This window comes from Myroides odoratimimus, assembly GCF_030326305.1.
Lineage (GTDB): Bacteria > Bacteroidota > Bacteroidia > Flavobacteriales > Flavobacteriaceae > Flavobacterium > Flavobacterium odoratimimum_A.
Map to the genome: position 1 here is coordinate 1 of NZ_JACAKB010000028.1, position 17,969 is coordinate 17,969.

A 17,969-nucleotide genomic window follows, 5' to 3' on the forward strand; every position below is an offset into this window, starting at 1 on the left:
GGTAACCAAGAATTATGATCATCCCATGAACCGTGTATAAATACAATAGGTGTACCTTGCCCTTTTTTATAGCGTATCGCTAAGTTGACATCACTAGTTTTAATTTGGTATAGTGGAGTATTTTCAATTACAAAATATTCTGTATTTGTTTGAGCGAATAATTCAAATGAAAATATTTGAATTATTAAAAAGAGTAGAACGGTAATTTTTTTATAAGAAGAATATCTCATGATTTTATACTATAATTTATTAAGACTAAATTTAAGTAAAATAAATAAAAATAAAAAAACGAATTATAACTTATTATAACCCGTTTTTTACCTAACTAATTTATATAGTTTTTATGTATAGTTCCTGTAATTCATCAGGTGTGAAATTTTTAGAATCTAATTGTTGTATCAGTTTTCCTTGCTTCATTATTCCTATTTTGGTTGAGACTTTAGTGTAGATTCCGGAGAAAGTGACCATGTCATTCCGGTGGAAAGTGACCACCTAAAATCAAGTCCGAAACATGTTTTATATTTCAGCTAAAAATACAAAAAATAAGTATAGTTATTTAATAGAGTTTTGTTGAATTTTTAATAATGTATTTTTACTTCTTAGAGACTCTCCATGAAGTTCAATTCTAATAGAATTATGTACCATTCTATCTAAAATAGCGTCAGCTATAGTTTGTTCTCCAATTATATCATGCCATGTTTCAATAGGGAGTTGTGAAGCTATAATTGTCGATCTCTTACCATGGCGATCTTCAATAATTTCCATAAAATCTTGTCTTTTAAGATTGTCTAATGGTTGTAATCCAAAATCATCTAATATAATTAGGTCTTGTTTTTCAATTCGATCTATTTCCTTGGAAAAAGAGCCATCTCCTTTAGCCATCTTTAATTTAGAAAATAGTTTATTGATACTAAAGTACATAACTTTATATCCTAACATACAAGCCTGATAACCAATTGCAGAAGCAATATAACTTTTCCCTACCCCTGTACTACCAGTAATTAATATATTTTGTTGCTGTTTTATAAATTCACAAGCAGCTAATCGATCAATCATATTCCTATCAATATTTCTGGATGAATCTATATTAATATCTTGTATATAAGCTTTGTATCTGAATTTAGCGGTATTTATTAGCCTTTCTATTCTTCTGTTCTCCCTATCATCATATTCACTATCAGTTAAATAAGCAATAAGTTGATCATTTGTATAATCCGAAGTAGGAAGTTGTAGCGTTGACGCGAATGCTCTATGCATTCCATAAAGTTTTAAATACTTTAATTTTTCTAAAGTTGTTTGATTCATGTTTCTAAAATTTAATATTATTGTTCTATTGATAATAAGCTGCTCCTCTGATATTCTGATGAGTAGGAACTTCTCTTTCTTTGTTTAATGGTTGTTCTTCAATAGCATCTAATCCCTTTTCTAAAATGCTTTTGATCATTTTATAACTATATCTTTCGTATTCTAAACCACGTGTGCAGGCCTTTTCTAACCGAATATTAGTAAAGCGTTTACCTAAGCTTAAAATTCCTGCACATGACTTATATGATTGTTCAGGGTGTTGTCGCTTATCTAATATCATTGCTAAATATTTTTGTGTAGATTCTCCTATTTCTTGTCCCCATTTCAAAAACTGTGTAGGATTCCAATCTGTGATATATTGGTGAGATGAAGGCATATGTTCCTTTACAGTAGTATACCTATACTTTCCTAATTCTCTATTGTGTGAAGCAATAAGTCTTTGATTGTGATATATATCAACAATATCCTTGCTATAAAGAATATTTACTTTTTTACCAATGTAATGGAAAGGAACACTATAGTAGTGTTTGTCTTTATTTAGGTAGATGTGACTGATTTTTTGAACAGTTGCTTTTATCGCATATTTCAATTCATACCTGTGTCTCGGTAGTGATTGTAAAACAGGTTGTTCTATTTCTTCAAACAACGTTTTCCTTGAAACTCTTTCTCTTGAAAGTAGCTTCTCATTATGTTGTTCTAACAATTCTGCTATTGCCTGATTTAGTTCTTGTAAACTAAAAAACTCCCTATTTCTAAGTGGAGCAAATACACGAGTATAAATTGTTTTTACTGCATTCTCTACTAAGGCCTTATCTTTTGGTTTGTAGCTTCTTGCAGGTAAAATAGTTGTGTTGTAATGCAGAGCAAAGTCTTGGAGGTTATGAGCTATTTTAGGCTCGTATTTATCACTTTTAGTTACAGCTGCTTTTAAATTATCAGGCACAATAGCAAGTGGAACTCCTTGATAGAAATGTAAGGAATTGGTCAGGCTTGATATAAAATCTTCTGTATTTTGAGTTAGACTGGCTTCTACATAAGTCATTCTACTTGAACCAAGAATGGCAATAAATACTTCTACAGAAGTTATTTCCCCCGTAGATTTATCAATAATAGACAACTTTTTTCCTGTATAATCAACAAACATCTTATCTCCAGCCTTATGCTGCATATGTAAAGAAGGAGATGTTTTTTTCTGCCAGGTTCGCAAATGATAGCAAAATTGAGAATAACGATAACCCTCAGGGTGTTTTAAAAGATACTCTTCCCACAAGATATGTCTTGTTACTCCTGTTTTAAGCAGTTCTTTAGTAAAGTAAGGGAAATATTTATACAAGATTGCTTCTTTTTCATCAGAATCCAATTCTTTAGTGTCAAATAAATCTTCTATATCTGCATCATTTAATTCTTTTATCTCTTCATAAGTGAATTTTGAAGTAGTAAATAGAGTAATATATTTCTTAACAGTATTACGTGAAAGACCTAATTGTGAACTTATTTGAAGTTTACTTACTCCTTGAGTATACAGACGTAGTAATTGTTTTAATTGTAACATGTCGATCTTTTTATTAGCCATATCTCTTGCATTTTAGCTAAGATATTTAGACATGTTTTAACTTGTTTTTTTAGATGGTCAATTTCACCGGAATATGGTGGTCACTTTCCACCGGAATGACATGGTCACTTTTAACGGAATTAGGTGGTCAATTTCACTGGATTCTCCACCATCATCTTTAAAATATCCTCATACCTATAAAACATCAATCCACCTATCTTCTTAAATGGTATCGTACCATTTATTCTCATATTTTGTAAGGTACCAGGAGAAATACCAAGAAGCTTTCTTACCTCATAGCTTTTGATCCATTGCTTTATCTCTTGGTCTTTCTTTCTATTAAAAGGACTATACCTTCTTATTTCAGTAATAATCTCTTGTTTAAAAATCTCAAGGTCTTCTTTTGTAATAAATTCTACTTTCATAATTAATAGTATTTAGGGTTAGTTTTGATTTGTTTTAAGCTGCTGTAAGCTTAGTTCTAACCCTAAATAACAATTTGTATGCACTGGTTTAGTTCTGTTGTCTTTGGGAGGTTTAATTTGACTCTTCAAAGTTGTATTTGTGATTTTCTTGAATAAGTCTTCTTTCTCTTAAGTTGTCCATATCTTCACCCAGTTTATGCTCTAATACCTTCGCATAGATCTGAGTTGTTTTAATAGCTGTATGCCCAAGCATCTTACTCACGGACTCAATAGGTACACCATTATTTAGTGTAATGGTTGTAGCAAAGGTATGTCTGGCTAAATGAAAAGATAAGTTTTTGTCTATTTCACAGATAATAGCAATCTCTTTTAAGTAACCATTCATTCGTTGGTTACTAATAACAGGAAATAGTTTGCCTTTGGCAAAAGCAATAGGATGGTCTTTGTATTTTTCAATTAGTTCTAAAGCTTCAGGTAATAGCGGAACCCTTACAGGTATTTTAGTTTTCTCTCTACTTGATATAATCCAATCTTTCCCATCGCTTCCTTTAGCTATATTTTGTGGTGCTAAGTGAAAGATGTCTATATAAGCTAAACCAGTATAACAACTAAATAAAAACATATCAAGAACAGCTTGTAATCTTTCAATAGCAAAATTCTTGTTTACAAGGATTTCAAGTTCAGATTTAGTTAAGTGTCCTCTTTCTGTCTTCTCAAATTGAAGTTTATATTTGGTAAAGGGATCTTTCTCCATCCATTCCATTGTGATAGCTAAGTTGATTAACTTTTTAAACCTTTCTATGTGTTTCATAATACCATTGTTGTTTAATGGTTGATGTTTGTGAATTGGCTTGCAGTTTCTCAAGAAGTTTTCAAAGTCAAAGATAAATTTGTAGTTAATCTCGCTTAAATAGATGTCAGTTCGATTGTGTACTTTACGCAAATAGCTTTTAAGGTACTTTTCCGTAGAGAAGTAGTTCTTTAGTGTACCATAAGCTAATTTACTTGTAGCTATCTCTCTATGATAATCTATAAGCTTTAAAAGAGATGATTCAGTATCATCATGTCCAAGAAAGATGTTTTTAACAGCTCCAATAGAGACAACTCTTTTCTGTTGAACTAATTGATGATAGGCATCTGTAATGAGAGAACGTACTCGCTCAATATGTGCATTGATTCGAACCGTGTCTTCACTTTTTCCTTTTGCTTTTCCTTTAATGTTATCCCAAGAAGTAGGGGATATTTTTAGTTTTAAAGAAATTTCTGTTCGTTGCCCATTTACTGTTATCCTTGCGTATATAAGGGATGGTACTGTTTTGTTTGAATTAGAAACACGTATAATGAAGTGTATTCCAAATGTGTTTTTTGTTTTCATATCAATCTATTTTAATGTTAACCGAACTGTTTTGATATGGTTTTAAAAAACTACTCACCTGAATAGTACTCAAACAAGACCAAAAAGCACTGAATTAAACTAAAATAAATTGTATTTAATTTATTGAAATACAATTAGTTAAACTCGATTCGGTGAGCTAATTTACCTTTTAAAAATAGCTCACCTAATAGCTCACATTTAGATTGATTTACAATGGATTATTATGATATATTTAAAAATAAAAAAATCCGTAAGTAATTGATACTTACGGATTTAGGCACATTCTGATGCCGAAAAAGTCGGGGTGGCAGGATTCGAACCTGCGACCTCCTGCTCCCAAAGCAGGCGCGATGACCGGGCTACGCTACACCCCGCTAGACTTATTCTGTCATTGCGAGTGCAAAGGTAATATAATTTTTTTTGTGTGCAAGAAAAAAAAGGAATAAATAAAAATTATTTGACTATTTGTTTTTTCTCTTGTTTGTTGTTTTGAAACGAGGATAAAAAAACTATTTTTGTTACACTAACAATAAAACAAATCATTATGTCTGATATAGAAAGAGTAAAGTGTTTAATTATAGGTTCTGGGCCTGCTGGTTATACAGCAGCAATATATGCGGCACGTGCTAATATGGCACCTGTACTTTATCAAGGAATGCAACCAGGAGGACAATTAACAACAACAAATGAAGTAGAGAACTTCCCTGGATATCCAGAAGGAGTTACAGGACCTGAAATGATGATGCAATTACAGGCACAAGCACAACGCTTCGGTGCTGATATCCGTGATGGATGGGTAACGAAGGCTGAACTAAAAGGAGACGTAAAGAAAGTATGGGTAAATGAAACAACTGAGATTCACGCTGATACTGTTATTATTTCTACTGGTGCTACAGCGATGTACTTAGGGTTACCATCAGAGCAACACTATTTATCTTTAGGAGGAGGAGTATCGGCATGTGCAGTTTGTGATGGATTCTTCTATAGAAATCAAGAAGTAGTAATCGTAGGAGCTGGAGATTCAGCTTGTGAGGAGGCTCATTACTTATCTAAATTATGTAAGAAAGTTACTATGCTAGTGCGTAGTGATAAGTTCCGTTCATCTCGTATTATGGAGGAACGTGTGCGTAATACTGAAAACATCGAAATCTTGATGAATACGTCTACTGTAGATGTATTAGGTGATGGTAATGTAGTAACAGGTGTTCGTGTGAAAAATAATATCACTGGTGAAGAGAAAGACATTGAAGCTACAGGTTTCTTCGTAGCTATTGGTCATAAGCCTAATACAGACATCTTTAAAGAAGAGTTAGAGATGGATGAGACAGGATATTTAATCACTCAAGGAAAGACTAGTAAAACGAATGTAGAAGGAGTTTTTGCTTGTGGAGATGTACAAGATAAAGATTACAGACAAGCTATTACAGCTGCAGGTTCAGGATGTATTGCAGCATTAGATGCTGAGCGTTATTTAGCTGCTAAGTAATATGTATTGAATACAGTATATAAGGGAGCCCAATAGTGGTTCCCTTTTTTATTATTAAAAGTTAATATTATATAGTGCTTAAAGGGATATTATTATATTTGTTTTTCATAAAAAATAGAAATGCTTTTACTTAAAAATATATCATTTAGTTACTTAGAAGAAAAAACAGTTATTAATAACCTTAGCTTGGTTGTCGAAAAAGGACAGCATGTTGCTCTGTTGGGAGAAAGTGGATGTGGCAAGAGTACTCTGTTAAAATTGATTTATGGTTTACAGGATCTAGATCAAGGAGAAATTCACTGGAATAATAAGCAAGTTTTAGGGCCTGCATATCATTTGGTTCCTGGAATAGATGAAATGAGATACCTAGCTCAAGATTTCGATTTAATGCCTTTTACTTCTGTAAAAGAAAATATAGGTAAGTATCTTTCTAACTTTTATATGGAAGAGAAAGAGCATCGTATAAAAGAACTTTTGACATTAGTAGATTTAGATGAATATGCAGATGTAAAAGTAAAACACCTAAGTGGTGGACAACAACAACGTGTTGCTATAGCTCGTGTACTTGCATTAGAGCCAGAGATTCTATTATTAGATGAACCATTTAGTCATATTGATTATTCGAGAAGAAGTCTGCTTAGACGTAATCTATTTGCTTATTTAAAAGAAAAAGGAATTACGTGTATAGTGGCTACTCATGATAGTATTGATGCATTGAGTTTTGCTGATGAGACAATTGTACTAAAAGATGGTGAGTTAGTGGATATGGGGGAAACCAAAGATGTATATGAGTTTCCATTGAATAAATATGTAGCATCTTTATTTGGAGAAGTTAATGAGTTATATATTTCAGACTTTACAAATTCTTTTGAAGAAGACGAATTATTGCTAATTTATCCTCATCAATTAATGCTCTCAAAACAAAAGGGTCAAATAGAGGTAGAGGTACTTGATGCTTATTTTAAGGGAGATGGTTATATGATAAAAACTTTCTTTAATGAGGATAGAGTAGTATTCTTTGATCATCCTTTTAATATCGAAAAAGGGACTAAGATTAAACTAGCATTGAAGAAATTTCAATAATAAAAAACGCCACTTTAATTAAGTGGCGTTTTTCTGTTGTATATATAAACGAAAAAAGCTCAGCAATTGCTGAGCTTTTAAAATATACTATTTTTTGTTTTTTACATTTTTTTCTAAGAATTGATCTTGTTCCCATAATAGGTGGAAGATATTTTCTTTAGCAGCATATCCATGACTTTCTTTAGGAAGGATAACCATTCTAACTGGCGCACCTAATCCTTTTAAAGCTTGGAAGTAACGCTCTGTTTGTAATGTAAATGTTCCAGGGTTATTATCAGCTTCACCATGTACTAATAACATTGGAGTCTTCATTTTACTAGCATTCATAAATGGAGACATTGTATTGTATACTTCAGGAACTTCCCAATAGTTTCTTTGTTCTGTTTGGAAACCAAATGGAGTTAATGTTCTGTTGTAAGCTCCACTACGTGCAATACCTGCTGCAAATAAGTCTGAATGAGTAAGTAAATTAGCTGTCATAAACGCTCCGTAAGAGTGTCCTCCTACAGCTACTCTCTTTCTATCGATATATCCTAATGCGTCTACAGCATCAATAGCTGCTTTACCATTTGCCACTAATTGTTCTACATAAGTATCATTCGGCTCTTCTTTACCTTCTCCTACGATAGGGAATGCAGCATCATCTAATACCGCGTATCCTTTCGTCACCCAGTAGATAAATGATCCATAAGAAGGGAATGTAAACTCATTAGGGTTATGTGTTACTTGAGCTGCGCTATTTTTGTCTTTGTACTCAGCAGGGTAAGCCCAGATTAATAGAGGTAATTTCTCTTTCTTAGCTTTAATATCATATCCTGCTGGTAAGTATAAAGTACCAGATAATTCTAAACCATCTTCTCTCTTATATTTAATTACCTCTTTGTATACGCCGTTTAAAGAGCTAAAAGGGTTTTTAAATGAAGTGATTGCTTTTAAGTCATTCTTCTTATTGATATTTCTGAAGTAGTAGTTAGGATATTCAGTAGCTGATTGAATAGATACTAATACTAATCCTTTCTTAACATCTTCTATAGATTGAATAGTCTCTTTTTTATCTGTGTAATTAGACTGGTACAATCTTTTTGTTTTTAATGTTTTTAAATCGAACTCATCGATGAAAGGGAATTGTCCTTTAGCTGTATAACCTTGTCCGATTAAGAAAAGTTTATTATTTTCTTTAGCTAATACATAACGGTCAAATTCATTTCTTTTTAATTCGAATGTACCTGGATCACTGTATACATCTTGTGAGTTTCTGTCTTCTATCTTTACAGGAGCTTCATTAAATTTAGATGGATCAATAATGAATGTTCTAGTATTTCTAGTATCATACCACTGATCGCCTACTAAAGCTAAGTTATCATCTCCCCAAGTGATTCCACCGTAACGTTGAGATAATTTAACAATAGATTTAGGTGCGTTATTAAATGGGGCATCCCAAGTAAACACTTCATCTCTGAAAGGTACATCTTTCGCAGGATCACCACCATCTAAAGATTCTACATAATAAAGAGTAGCAGCTTTATCAGCTCTCCATCCCATATTTCTCTTTCCTTCACGAGTTGCCATAAATCCTTTAGGCATGATTTCATTTAAGGGAATATCATTTACTTCTTTTACTAAGTTACCTGCTTTGTCATAAACTACAGTTTTCATAGGAAAACGGTTTAGTGATACTAAGTAAGAGAATGGTTTCTGTAATGTAGTAACCATTAAGTATTCTCCATCAGGAGAGAAACTAGAACCAACAAATAAATCTCCTTTTTTGAAAAGTGTTTTATTTCCTTTAAGGTCTATTTTATATAATTCAGAAGTAACTAAAGTTTCGAAGTTAGCTTCGTCAGTTTTATTCTTTAATAAATCTTGGTATGTTCTGTTTTGAGAAACAACACCTTCACTCACAGATACAATAGGACCTGTTGGTAAATTTTTAGAAGTATCGATTAATGCAGGTCTATTAGCAGGGATCTGATTAATCAATAAAGATTGACTATCCTTAAACCAAGTAATAGGGTTGCCGATATTCGCATTTAAATTTGCCTCAGTAAGTTTAGTTGCTTGGGCAGTTTTTACATCTAAGATCCAAAGTTCCACACCGTTTTCAGCAGTGTTAGTGAATGCTAATTTTGATTGATCAGGAGACCAAGTAATATTCGTAATTCTAGGATTAGCTGGTAATCCTTTTACTTGTATTTCTTGAGTATCTTTTATTTTTCTAACTTTTAGGTTAGTAATATAAGTTACTGTGCTTGAAATATTAGTGTTTACATCGATACGTAAACCAGCAAGTCTCATTTCGTTTACATTCAAATCCATTAATGTCTTATATGTACTTCTATAGCTTAGAAGCATATATTCCATTTTGTTGTCCATAGATATAGCAGGAGCTCTTTCGAAGTCAGCTAACTCTAGAATTTCTTGAGATGGCTTTTGATATGTAACATTTTCTTGTGCGTACATAGAACTAATCAAAAATAGGGATAATAAGGTTGTTTTGATGATTCTCATTATGGTTAGTTTTAACGTTAGGTCGGCTAATATAAACGAAATTATTGAGTGTTCTGTGGGGATACAGCCTTTTTGTGGCAAAAATGTTTAAGTTTTTAGTTATTAGTGTATTTTTGTAGCTCGTAAACCAATTTTTTTAAAAATGTTTAGATCAAAAATAAGCGGATTAGGTTATTACGTTCCTGAGAATGTAGTGACCAATGACGACCTGGCGAAGATAATGGATACTAACCATGAATGGATTGTAGAGAGAACAGGTATACATGAAAGAAGACATAAAGCATTAGAAGAAGATACAACTTCTGGAATGGGAGTAAAGGCTGCTCGTATAGCGATGCAGAGAGCAGGAGTAGAAGCAAAGGATATTGACTTTGTCGTATTTGCTACTTTGAGCCCTGATTATTATTTTCCAGGACCAGGAGTAATGTTACAACGTGAATTAGGATTAAATACCGTTGCGGCATTAGATATTCGTGCACAGTGTTCAGGTTTTATCTATGCTTTGTCTATAGCAGATCAGTATATTAAAACAGGGATGTATAAAAACGTACTTGTGGTAGGGTCTGAAGTGCACTCTACAGGTTTAGATATGACTACTAGAGGTAGAGGAGTATCTGTTATTTTTGGAGATGGAGCTGGAGCAGCAGTATTGACTCGCTCTGAGAATGAAGAACAAGGTTTGTTATCTACACATATCCACTCACAAGGAGAACATGCAGAAGAATTAGCCTTATTAGCACCAGGAATGGGAGGTAGATGGGTAACAGATATTTTAAAGGATAACGATCCTGATGATGTTAGTTACACTCCGCATATGAATGGACAGTTTGTGTTTAAAAATGCAGTAGTTCGTTTTAGTGAAGTAATTAATGAAGGATTAGAAGCAAATGGTCTACAAGTATCAGATATTAATATGCTAATCCCTCATCAAGCCAACTTGAGAATTTCTCAATTTATTCAGCAGAAGTTTGGTTTATCAGATGACCAAGTATTTAATAATATCCAAAAATACGGAAACACAACTGCTGCTTCTGTGCCAATTGCTCTAACAGAAGCTTGGGAAGCAGGTAAGATTAAAGAAGGTGATTTAGTTGTATTAGCAGCTTTTGGAAGTGGATTTACTTGGGGGAGTGTTATTATTAAGTGGTAAAAAATAATTATATTAGCTTTAATTAAGTTAATGTAGTTATGAAATTTGATAAAATCCACAATAAGGGTCAGGCTAGATTATTTAAGAATCCTTATTTAGAAATGCTTACTAAGGGACATCCTGCAGTTATTTGGGGGATGTATATACCTGTATTATCATATATAGTATATTTAGGATATACAGATTACAATTTATCAGTCCAGAATCTTATTCTTCTATTCTTTGGAGGAATGATATTCTGGACTTTTTTTGAATATTTAGCTCATCGTTATATCTTTCATTTAATAAGTGATAAGCCAAATGCACAGAGATTTGCTTATATTATGCACGGCAATCATCATCATTATCCTCGTGATAGACAGCGATTATTTATGCCTCCTGTGCCTAGTATTATATTAGCTTCTGTACTTTTTGGATTGCATTATCTGATCATGGGAAGATATACATTTGGTTTTTATCCAGGTTTTATAATAGGATATTTATTATATGCATCAATGCACTATGCTATTCATGCATTTGCACCACCTTTTAAGTTTATGAAACCACTGTGGCGAAACCATCATTTGCATCACTATAAAGATGAAGAAATGGGCTTCGGTGTAAGTAATACCTTTTGGGATCGAGTATTTGGAACAATGTTCGACTTAGATAAAGAGAAAGAAGATAAAGAGAAGGTAAAAGAACTTATGTTTGAAAAGAAGAAATAAACGAAAAACGACTATCAAGCTATGATAGTCGTTTTTTTATGATATTATTTCCATGTATTTTCTACAGTAGGCCCACTCCATAGCATATTAGCTAAGTAAGGATTGTCTATAAAAGGGTTTCTATTCCCTTGAGCGTATGGATTATTTGGGTTACCATGATATTCATTACGCCTTCTTTCTATTTCATCTACAGGATCTTCTTGGTGCCATTTTAGAAATAAGTCAATCATACCATCAGGTGTTTTAGAGGTACTTCCTACACCTATTTTAGAAGGTAGACACTGTTCACCATATCTAACATACATATACATCATCATACGAGCTACATCACCTTTCCATTCATTACCAGGATACCATAAGTTTTGACCTAAGTCAGCTGAGTAACCATTACCTTCAGCAAATTTTTTGTTTCCTCTTAAGCCATTCCAATCTACATCTGCAGATCGAAGATTGTGAGCATCTGTACCGGCACCTGGTGTTTTTGTTTCAAAGTTACCAGCATGTTGAGTATAAACATGTTCTCTATTCCATGTGTCTTTTCCAGAACCTCCCGCATTTTGTTTACTTATCTCTCTAGTATATGCTTCTTTATCACTAGAATTAGGTTTATTATTATGTCCATATATTAAATATACATGAGTTGGTTTACCTGTTTTTACAGGAACATAGTCAGTAGCTTTAATAGCTTCCCAAACTTCTGGTGTATATTTTAACTTCTTTGTATGGGTTTCTTCTAGTTTATCATGTAACTGTTTTTTAAGTGCAGTACCTGTTTTTGTAAAGTCTATATCTGCGTAATAAGCTTGTAATTCTTGTGGAATTGTAATCTTCTCAGGTGTTATAGGAATGTATCCACTATTATCTCCTTCTCCTGTAGGAGGTGTGGGTTTTACATAGCCAGTATTATCAGGATCAGTAATGATAGGATCCTTTGAACATGCAGTGATTCCAAGTAATAATGAAACTAGAATGATATTAATTTTTTTCATATTTGAAATATATTAATTAGAGGTATTAAAAGTACAAAATTAACGGATGTAATAGTTTAAACAACCAAAGTAAATTTCAGATGTTTGTGTTATTTATGAGTTTTATGTATTGCTTTATTTGGTTCAACAAATAGTATAGTATCATTCATAAAGTAAAATTAATTCTTGAGAATGAATCAATCATTTAAATCAAAGAGTTTTGAAACTTCAGAGTTTCTAAGATTTCCTTTTTTAGATTAACTAAACTTTTTGCGTAGTCCCCAACTTTTGACACTGATCCCTGATAATGACGGAAAGTGTCCGAAATAAACCAAATAAAAAAGGACATCTTTATTAAGATGTCCTTTTGCCTTGTAGCGAAGACGGGAGTTGAACCCGTGACCTCAGGGTTATGAATCCTGCGCTCTAACCGACTGAGCTACCTCGCCATTTTTGGTCTGCATTACTTCCGTATTGCGAGTGCAAATATAGTAGTATTTATGGGTTCTCCAAACTGTTTTGAATAGATATTTTCAAAATAAATGACACGATTAGTTTAACCTGTTTAGAATGAAAAGTTTACTGTAGAAATATTTTTTTATTTTTTTGAAATATTTTTATTCTCACCGGTTTCCTGTTATAAAGTACTTTTTATAGAGGATAGAATAAGGGTAAATGAAGTTTCTTACACTATTTTTTGTATTTTAAATAAAGTATAAGGCTATGTTTTTGTGTGGTTTCTCAAAAAGATACACATTGTTATAATTTTGTGAAATTTCTTTTAGAAATTGTTTTGATATATATCTTTGAGGGTATGGAACTATTAGATTATCTTTTTCACATTGATAAGTATTTGCACATCTTTATAGAGCAATACGGAACGTGGTTATACGTTATTTTATTTTTAATTATTTTTGTTGAGACTGGATTAGTGGTCATGCCATTTTTACCTGGTGATTCACTTCTCTTTGCAACAGGAATGTTAGTAGCTCAGTCAGATGAACTGAATATAGTATTAACCATTGCAATTCTTTTAGTAGCAGCCATTACTGGAGACTCTTTAAACTATTATCTCGGACGAAAAGTAGGAATGCGTTTGACAGAATTTAAGTTGTTTGGTAAGCAAGTAGTGAAACAAGAGCATCTAGATAAGACACAGTCTTTTTATGAGAAGTATGGAGAGCGCACCATCGTTATTGCTCGATTTGTCCCTATAGTTCGTACATTAGCCCCTTTTGTAGCAGGTATTGGAAAGATGAGATATGGAATATTTATGACTTATAATGTAGTAGGAGGGATAGTATGGGTAGTCGGACTTACTCTAGCAGGATATTTCTTGGGTAATATACCTCTTGTAAAAGATAATTTCTCTAAAATTGTACTTCTGATTATCGTAGTGTCTGTAATGCCTATTGTGTATGAGTTTATAAAGGCTAAAGTACAAAGCAAAAAAGCAATTGAATAGAATATTAATTTAAATAATAAACGATAGAACCAATGTGATAAGCATTGGTTTTTTTATGGCTTTATTCAAAAATATTTGATAGTGATGTATAAAAGAAACAATACAAGATAGTCTCTATTCAAGATTAAGCTTTTTTATTGTCTAGTTGTAGAATTAATCAAAGACTGTGAAGAAGAATTGAATTAATAGGATAGTGCAGATACTAGATATAATAGGATAGTGCAGATACTAGATATAATAAAAAAAGCTAGAAATCATCTACTGACTTCCAGCTTTTATTTATAATAGGGTTTTGTTATTTACTCCATTTGTTTTCTGCCTTAGGGCCACCCCAGATGCGATTAGCTAATTCAGGGTTGTCAATGAATGGGTTACGGTTACCTTGAGAATATCTATAGTTAGGATTATTAGGATTACCATGATATTCATTACGTCTTCTCTCTATCTCAGATACTTCATCTTCTGCATTCCATTTTAAGAATAAGTCAATCATTTCATCGCTTAATACGCCAGCTTTAGCGTCCATAGGCATTCCTACTTTAGTAGCTTTAGTATATCCTCCTCCATTTTCGTTTTCATAGCGGATATGCATATACATCATCATACGAGCTACATCACCTTTCCATTCATCACCAGGATACCAGTAATTCCCTTTTTTAACTGAATTCCCATTACCATCTACAAATTTGTGATTACTTCTAGATGAGTTTGTAGATCTATTGATAGCACGTAAGTGATGTGCATCATGTCCTGCGATATCTTCTATTGCTGTTGGTTTGTCATCAGAATATGTAGTTGTTAAGGCTTTTTGTTTTTTAGTTTTATCTACAGCTAATGCCTTAGCGAATACGTGCTCTCTTTCCCAAAGAGAGGTAATGGGTAAACTTGTCGATTTATTGTTTTTATGTTCTTTTGGGACAGATCTCATTTTAGTGATATCATCCTTAGCATCTTTAGCAGGCCAACCATATATCTGAAGAACATTATCTTTATTATCTGGATCTTGATCAGTGAATTCTGTAGCTTCCCAGATACCAGGTGTATAACTCTGTGGGATATGTGTATCTTTCACTAGTTTTGCTAACTGTTGTTTTAGTTGTGTTCCCTCTTTAGTGAAGTCTAGCTTGCTGTAATACTGTTGGTATTGAGCAGGGATGATGTAGTCTCCAGGATTAGGAGTGATATTTCCTCCTTCATCAGGTTTTTCTCCTCCGCCATTACCAGGCTTTTCTGTAGACTCAGTAGGGTCGGTAATAATAGGATCCTTCGTACAAGAAGTAGCGAAGACGGCTAATCCTGCTAATACAAGTAATGTTTTTTTCATGTTTGGTAAGTGATTTATTATTCTGTTTTTTACAATAGAATGAATAATTATTGCGCTATTCTATTAGTTTGCAAGTTAACTTATTCTCTTCTCTAAGTTTAGTTGATACAGATAGTTTATGAATATTCATGTATATAAGCAAAAAGAGGAAGTATGATATTGTTATTTATTGTCAGTATGAGAAGAACTCTATTTTTTTAGGTTTTTTAGTATTAATTAGTGAGGCATTTTTAGGGGGATAAGGCAGATAGAAGGCCAAAAAAAAGGACAATCCGTCAGATTGTCCTTATAATGTATCTAAAATTGTAAAGTTACTTTTTTGCCCAATGATTTTTTGCTTCTGGGCCACCCCAGATTTGAGTGGCTAGATACGGATTGTCTATAAAAGGGTTTCTATTTCCCTGAGCATATTTATTCTTTGTGTTAGCATGATACTCATTTCTATATTTCTCGATTTCAGAGACAGGATCTTCAGCATTCCATTCTAGCAATAGATTAATCATATTTGGATCTATTTTATTAGAAGTGCCTACTACTACACCAGCATTTCTTCCATTATTTCCTTTAGGAGTATACTTAGGGATACATCTATTCTCATAACGGATATACATATACATCATCATACGTGCCACATCTCCTTTCCATTCATCGCCAGGATACCAGTAATCTCCTATTAGCTTAGAAGGGCCACTACCTTGTGCAAATGGTTTATTTCCTCTAATACTATTCCATTTCACATCTGCAGCTCTTAGATGATGTGCATCTGCTCCTGGGCCAGCTTCGTTTAGATTAGGGGTACCTAGTGATTTAGCATAAGTGTGTTCTCTGTTCCATTGTCCTTGTCCACCACCATTACTCTGTTTACCTCTAGTATATGCTGTGGTTCCTGATCGCACTCCTTTATGACCATATAATAGATATACTTCATTACCTTCAGGTGTTAGGTCAGTTGCTTTGGTAGCTTCCCATATTTCTTTATAGCTTAATTCTCTTACGTGTTGACGAGTGCTTAGTTCTGTTAGCTCTTGTTTTAGCGCTAGACCTGTTTTAGTGAAATCTACTCCTTGGTAATAGTCTTGTTCAGACTCAGGAATAGAGAAAATACCAATGGTAGTAGCCTTACCGTTTTCAGTGGCTTTAACATCAGTAGTAAGGACTTCTCCTGTTGAGTAAATAGGGGTAAAGTCTGTATTACTCTTTTTATCACATGCACCTAGCGTAAGTACTAAAAGAGATATTGAGGCTATAAGGAAGTTGGTTTTCATACGTCAGAAATATCAAAAGGAGTATATAAGTAAAAAGCCTGTTTTAAGGTAAAACAGGCTTTTGTTATCGATAGGTTTATTTTTTCTCTAATAAAGCCATATAGAATCCGTCAAAACCAGACTCACTAGATAGAATTTTATGATCTTCGATCAGTTTAAAGTCTTTACCAGCATCTGATTTTAAGAACTTTTCTATCTGTAGTTCATTTTCAGAAGGAAGAATAGAGCAGGTAGCATATACCATCTTACCACCAGCTTTAAGTATCTTAGAATAATCTTGTAATACTTGCTCCTGTACTTGCTTAATTTCTTCTACGAACTCAGGTCTAAGCTTCCACTTGCTATCAGGGTTTCTTTTTAATACTCCTAATCCACTACATGGTGCATCTATTAATAGACGATCAGCCTTGTCATGTAGTTTTTTAATCGTTTTAGTACCTTCTATGATTCTGTACTCTATATTAAAAGCTCCGTTTCGTTTAGCTCTGATCTTTAGTTGCTTTTGTTTGCTCTCATAGATATCCATTGCTATGATTTGTCCTTTGTTCTCCATAAGAGAAGCTAAGTGTAGTGTCTTACCACCTGCACCAGCACATGTATCTACTACACGCATTCCAGGTTTTACATCTAACAATCTAGCTACTAACTGTGAAGAAGCATCTTGTACCTCAAATAATCCTTCTTTAAAAGCATCTGTCATAAATACATTCGCTCTTTCCTTAAGAATTAATGCATCAGGATATTCTTCTGGTAAGATAGTCTCTATATCTAGATCCATCAGAATACCATATAGTTTTTGTCTAGTTGTTTTTAAGGTATTCACACGTAAGATCACGCTAGCTTGTTTATTCTGAGCAGCAAGTTCTTTTGTCCATTTTTCTTCACCTAATTCTTTCACACCTAGTTCATCCATCCAGTCAGGAATAGACTCTCTGAACTTACGTGTTTTATTTAATTCGTCGAATCTACCTTTGATACGTCTTGCAGGTGTGTTTTCGAAGTATTTCCAGTCTGGTAATGTATAACCTCTAAGTACAGCCCAAACAGCGAATATTCTCCAAGCGTCATCTCTGTTTATAGGGTCTTTTACTTCTGCTATTTCAGCATATAGTCTTCTCCATCTTACGATTTCATAGATAGTCTCAGCTACGAATTTTCTATCAGCGCTTCCCCAGCGTTTATCTTTTTTCAAGGCTCTAGCTACCATTTTATCTGCATACTCACCATCGTTGAATATAGCTAAAATAGAGTCTATAACTGTAAATACAAGGTTTCTGTGTAATCTCATTATTATATTATATATAAAATAGCCCACAAATATACGTTGATTTGTGGGCTTTATAGGTATGGATTAGT

The 17,969-nt window shown here is 33.2% G+C and carries 14 protein-coding genes, 2 tRNA genes and 1 pseudogene; 5 read left to right on the top strand and 12 right to left on the bottom strand.

What is annotated here, in order from left to right; translation table 11 throughout:
- The 6 genes and pseudogenes from HX049_RS15245 to HX049_RS15270 form a co-directional block, all read right to left on the bottom strand.
- A pseudogene (locus HX049_RS15245) lies at window positions 1-230 on the bottom strand (alpha/beta fold hydrolase); the annotation flags it as partial.
- Window positions 231-552: 322 nt separating this feature from the next.
- Entirely contained in the window at window positions 553-1,305 is a 753-nt protein-coding gene (gene istB / locus HX049_RS15250) for an IS21-like element helper ATPase IstB (protein WP_131540664.1), read from the bottom strand.
- A gap of 25 nt (window positions 1,306-1,330) precedes the next feature.
- Window positions 1,331-2,878, bottom strand: a complete 1,548-nt coding sequence (gene istA, locus HX049_RS15255; RefSeq protein WP_131540663.1) for an IS21 family transposase — start codon at window positions 2,876-2,878, stop codon at window positions 1,331-1,333.
- A 119-nt stretch (window positions 2,879-2,997) separates the two neighbouring features.
- Window positions 2,998-3,282, bottom strand: coding sequence for a helix-turn-helix domain-containing protein (locus tag HX049_RS15260; RefSeq protein ID WP_286416927.1), 285 nt, complete (start codon window positions 3,280-3,282; stop codon window positions 2,998-3,000).
- 112 nt (window positions 3,283-3,394) lie between these two features.
- Window positions 3,395-4,657, bottom strand: coding sequence for a site-specific integrase (locus tag HX049_RS15265; RefSeq protein WP_121967386.1), 1,263 nt, complete (start codon window positions 4,655-4,657; stop codon window positions 3,395-3,397).
- A gap of 299 nt (window positions 4,658-4,956) precedes the next feature.
- Window positions 4,957-5,031: transfer RNA gene (locus HX049_RS15270), tRNA-Pro, on the bottom strand.
- Window positions 5,032-5,201: 170 nt separating this feature from the next.
- Here HX049_RS15270 and trxB point away from each other — a divergent pair.
- Together trxB and HX049_RS15280 are read left to right on the top strand one after the other, a co-directional pair.
- A complete protein-coding gene (trxB, locus tag HX049_RS15275) occupies window positions 5,202-6,143 on the top strand; it encodes a thioredoxin-disulfide reductase (RefSeq protein WP_131540671.1) in 942 nt (313 codons plus the stop codon).
- A gap of 120 nt (window positions 6,144-6,263) precedes the next feature.
- On the top strand, window positions 6,264-7,226 hold the full coding sequence (locus HX049_RS15280; RefSeq protein ID WP_131540672.1) for an ABC transporter ATP-binding protein: 963 nt from the start codon (window positions 6,264-6,266) through the stop codon (window positions 7,224-7,226).
- 87 nt (window positions 7,227-7,313) lie between these two features.
- On the opposite strand, the gene HX049_RS15285 is transcribed toward HX049_RS15280, so the two are convergent.
- The gene (locus HX049_RS15285) at window positions 7,314-9,815 is read right to left on the bottom strand and encodes an alpha/beta hydrolase family protein (protein ID WP_286416931.1); all 2,502 of its coding nucleotides are present in this window, start codon (window positions 9,813-9,815) and stop codon (window positions 7,314-7,316) included.
- A gap of 61 nt (window positions 9,816-9,876) precedes the next feature.
- Between HX049_RS15285 and HX049_RS15290 the strand changes: the two genes are divergently transcribed.
- Both HX049_RS15290 and HX049_RS15295 read left to right on the top strand, forming a co-directional pair.
- Window positions 9,877-10,884, top strand: coding sequence for a 3-oxoacyl-ACP synthase III family protein (locus tag HX049_RS15290; protein ID WP_131540674.1), 1,008 nt, complete (start codon window positions 9,877-9,879; stop codon window positions 10,882-10,884).
- Window positions 10,885-10,922: 38 nt separating this feature from the next.
- Window positions 10,923-11,591, top strand: coding sequence for a sterol desaturase family protein (locus HX049_RS15295; RefSeq protein WP_131540675.1), 669 nt, complete (start codon window positions 10,923-10,925; stop codon window positions 11,589-11,591).
- 44 nt (window positions 11,592-11,635) lie between these two features.
- Here HX049_RS15295 and HX049_RS15300 read toward each other — a convergent pair whose 3' ends face one another.
- Both HX049_RS15300 and HX049_RS15305 read right to left on the bottom strand, forming a co-directional pair.
- Window positions 11,636-12,580 (bottom strand): endonuclease I family protein, encoded by a 945-nt coding sequence (locus HX049_RS15300; protein WP_286416933.1) that lies wholly within the window; start codon window positions 12,578-12,580, stop codon window positions 11,636-11,638.
- Between the two features lie 354 nt (window positions 12,581-12,934).
- A tRNA-Met gene (locus HX049_RS15305) sits at window positions 12,935-13,008 on the bottom strand.
- A 365-nt stretch (window positions 13,009-13,373) separates the two neighbouring features.
- On the opposite strand from HX049_RS15305, the gene HX049_RS15310 reads away from it, so the two are divergent.
- Window positions 13,374-14,024, top strand: a complete 651-nt coding sequence (locus HX049_RS15310) for a DedA family protein (protein ID WP_286416935.1) — start codon at window positions 13,374-13,376, stop codon at window positions 14,022-14,024.
- Between the two features lie 295 nt (window positions 14,025-14,319).
- Here the strand turns inward: HX049_RS15310 and HX049_RS15315 are convergent, their stop codons facing one another.
- From HX049_RS15315 to HX049_RS15325, 3 genes are all read right to left on the bottom strand, one after another.
- Window positions 14,320-15,348, bottom strand: coding sequence for an endonuclease I family protein (locus tag HX049_RS15315; protein WP_286416937.1), 1,029 nt, complete (start codon window positions 15,346-15,348; stop codon window positions 14,320-14,322).
- Between the two features lie 311 nt (window positions 15,349-15,659).
- Window positions 15,660-16,613, bottom strand: coding sequence for an endonuclease I family protein (locus tag HX049_RS15320; RefSeq protein ID WP_286416938.1), 954 nt, complete (start codon window positions 16,611-16,613; stop codon window positions 15,660-15,662).
- A gap of 76 nt (window positions 16,614-16,689) precedes the next feature.
- Window positions 16,690-17,901 carry an RsmB/NOP family class I SAM-dependent RNA methyltransferase gene (locus tag HX049_RS15325; protein ID WP_006263112.1) on the bottom strand — a complete coding sequence of 404 codons (1,212 nt, stop codon included), beginning with the start codon at window positions 17,899-17,901 and terminating at the stop codon, window positions 16,690-16,692.
- Window positions 17,902-17,969 lie beyond the last annotated feature (68 nt).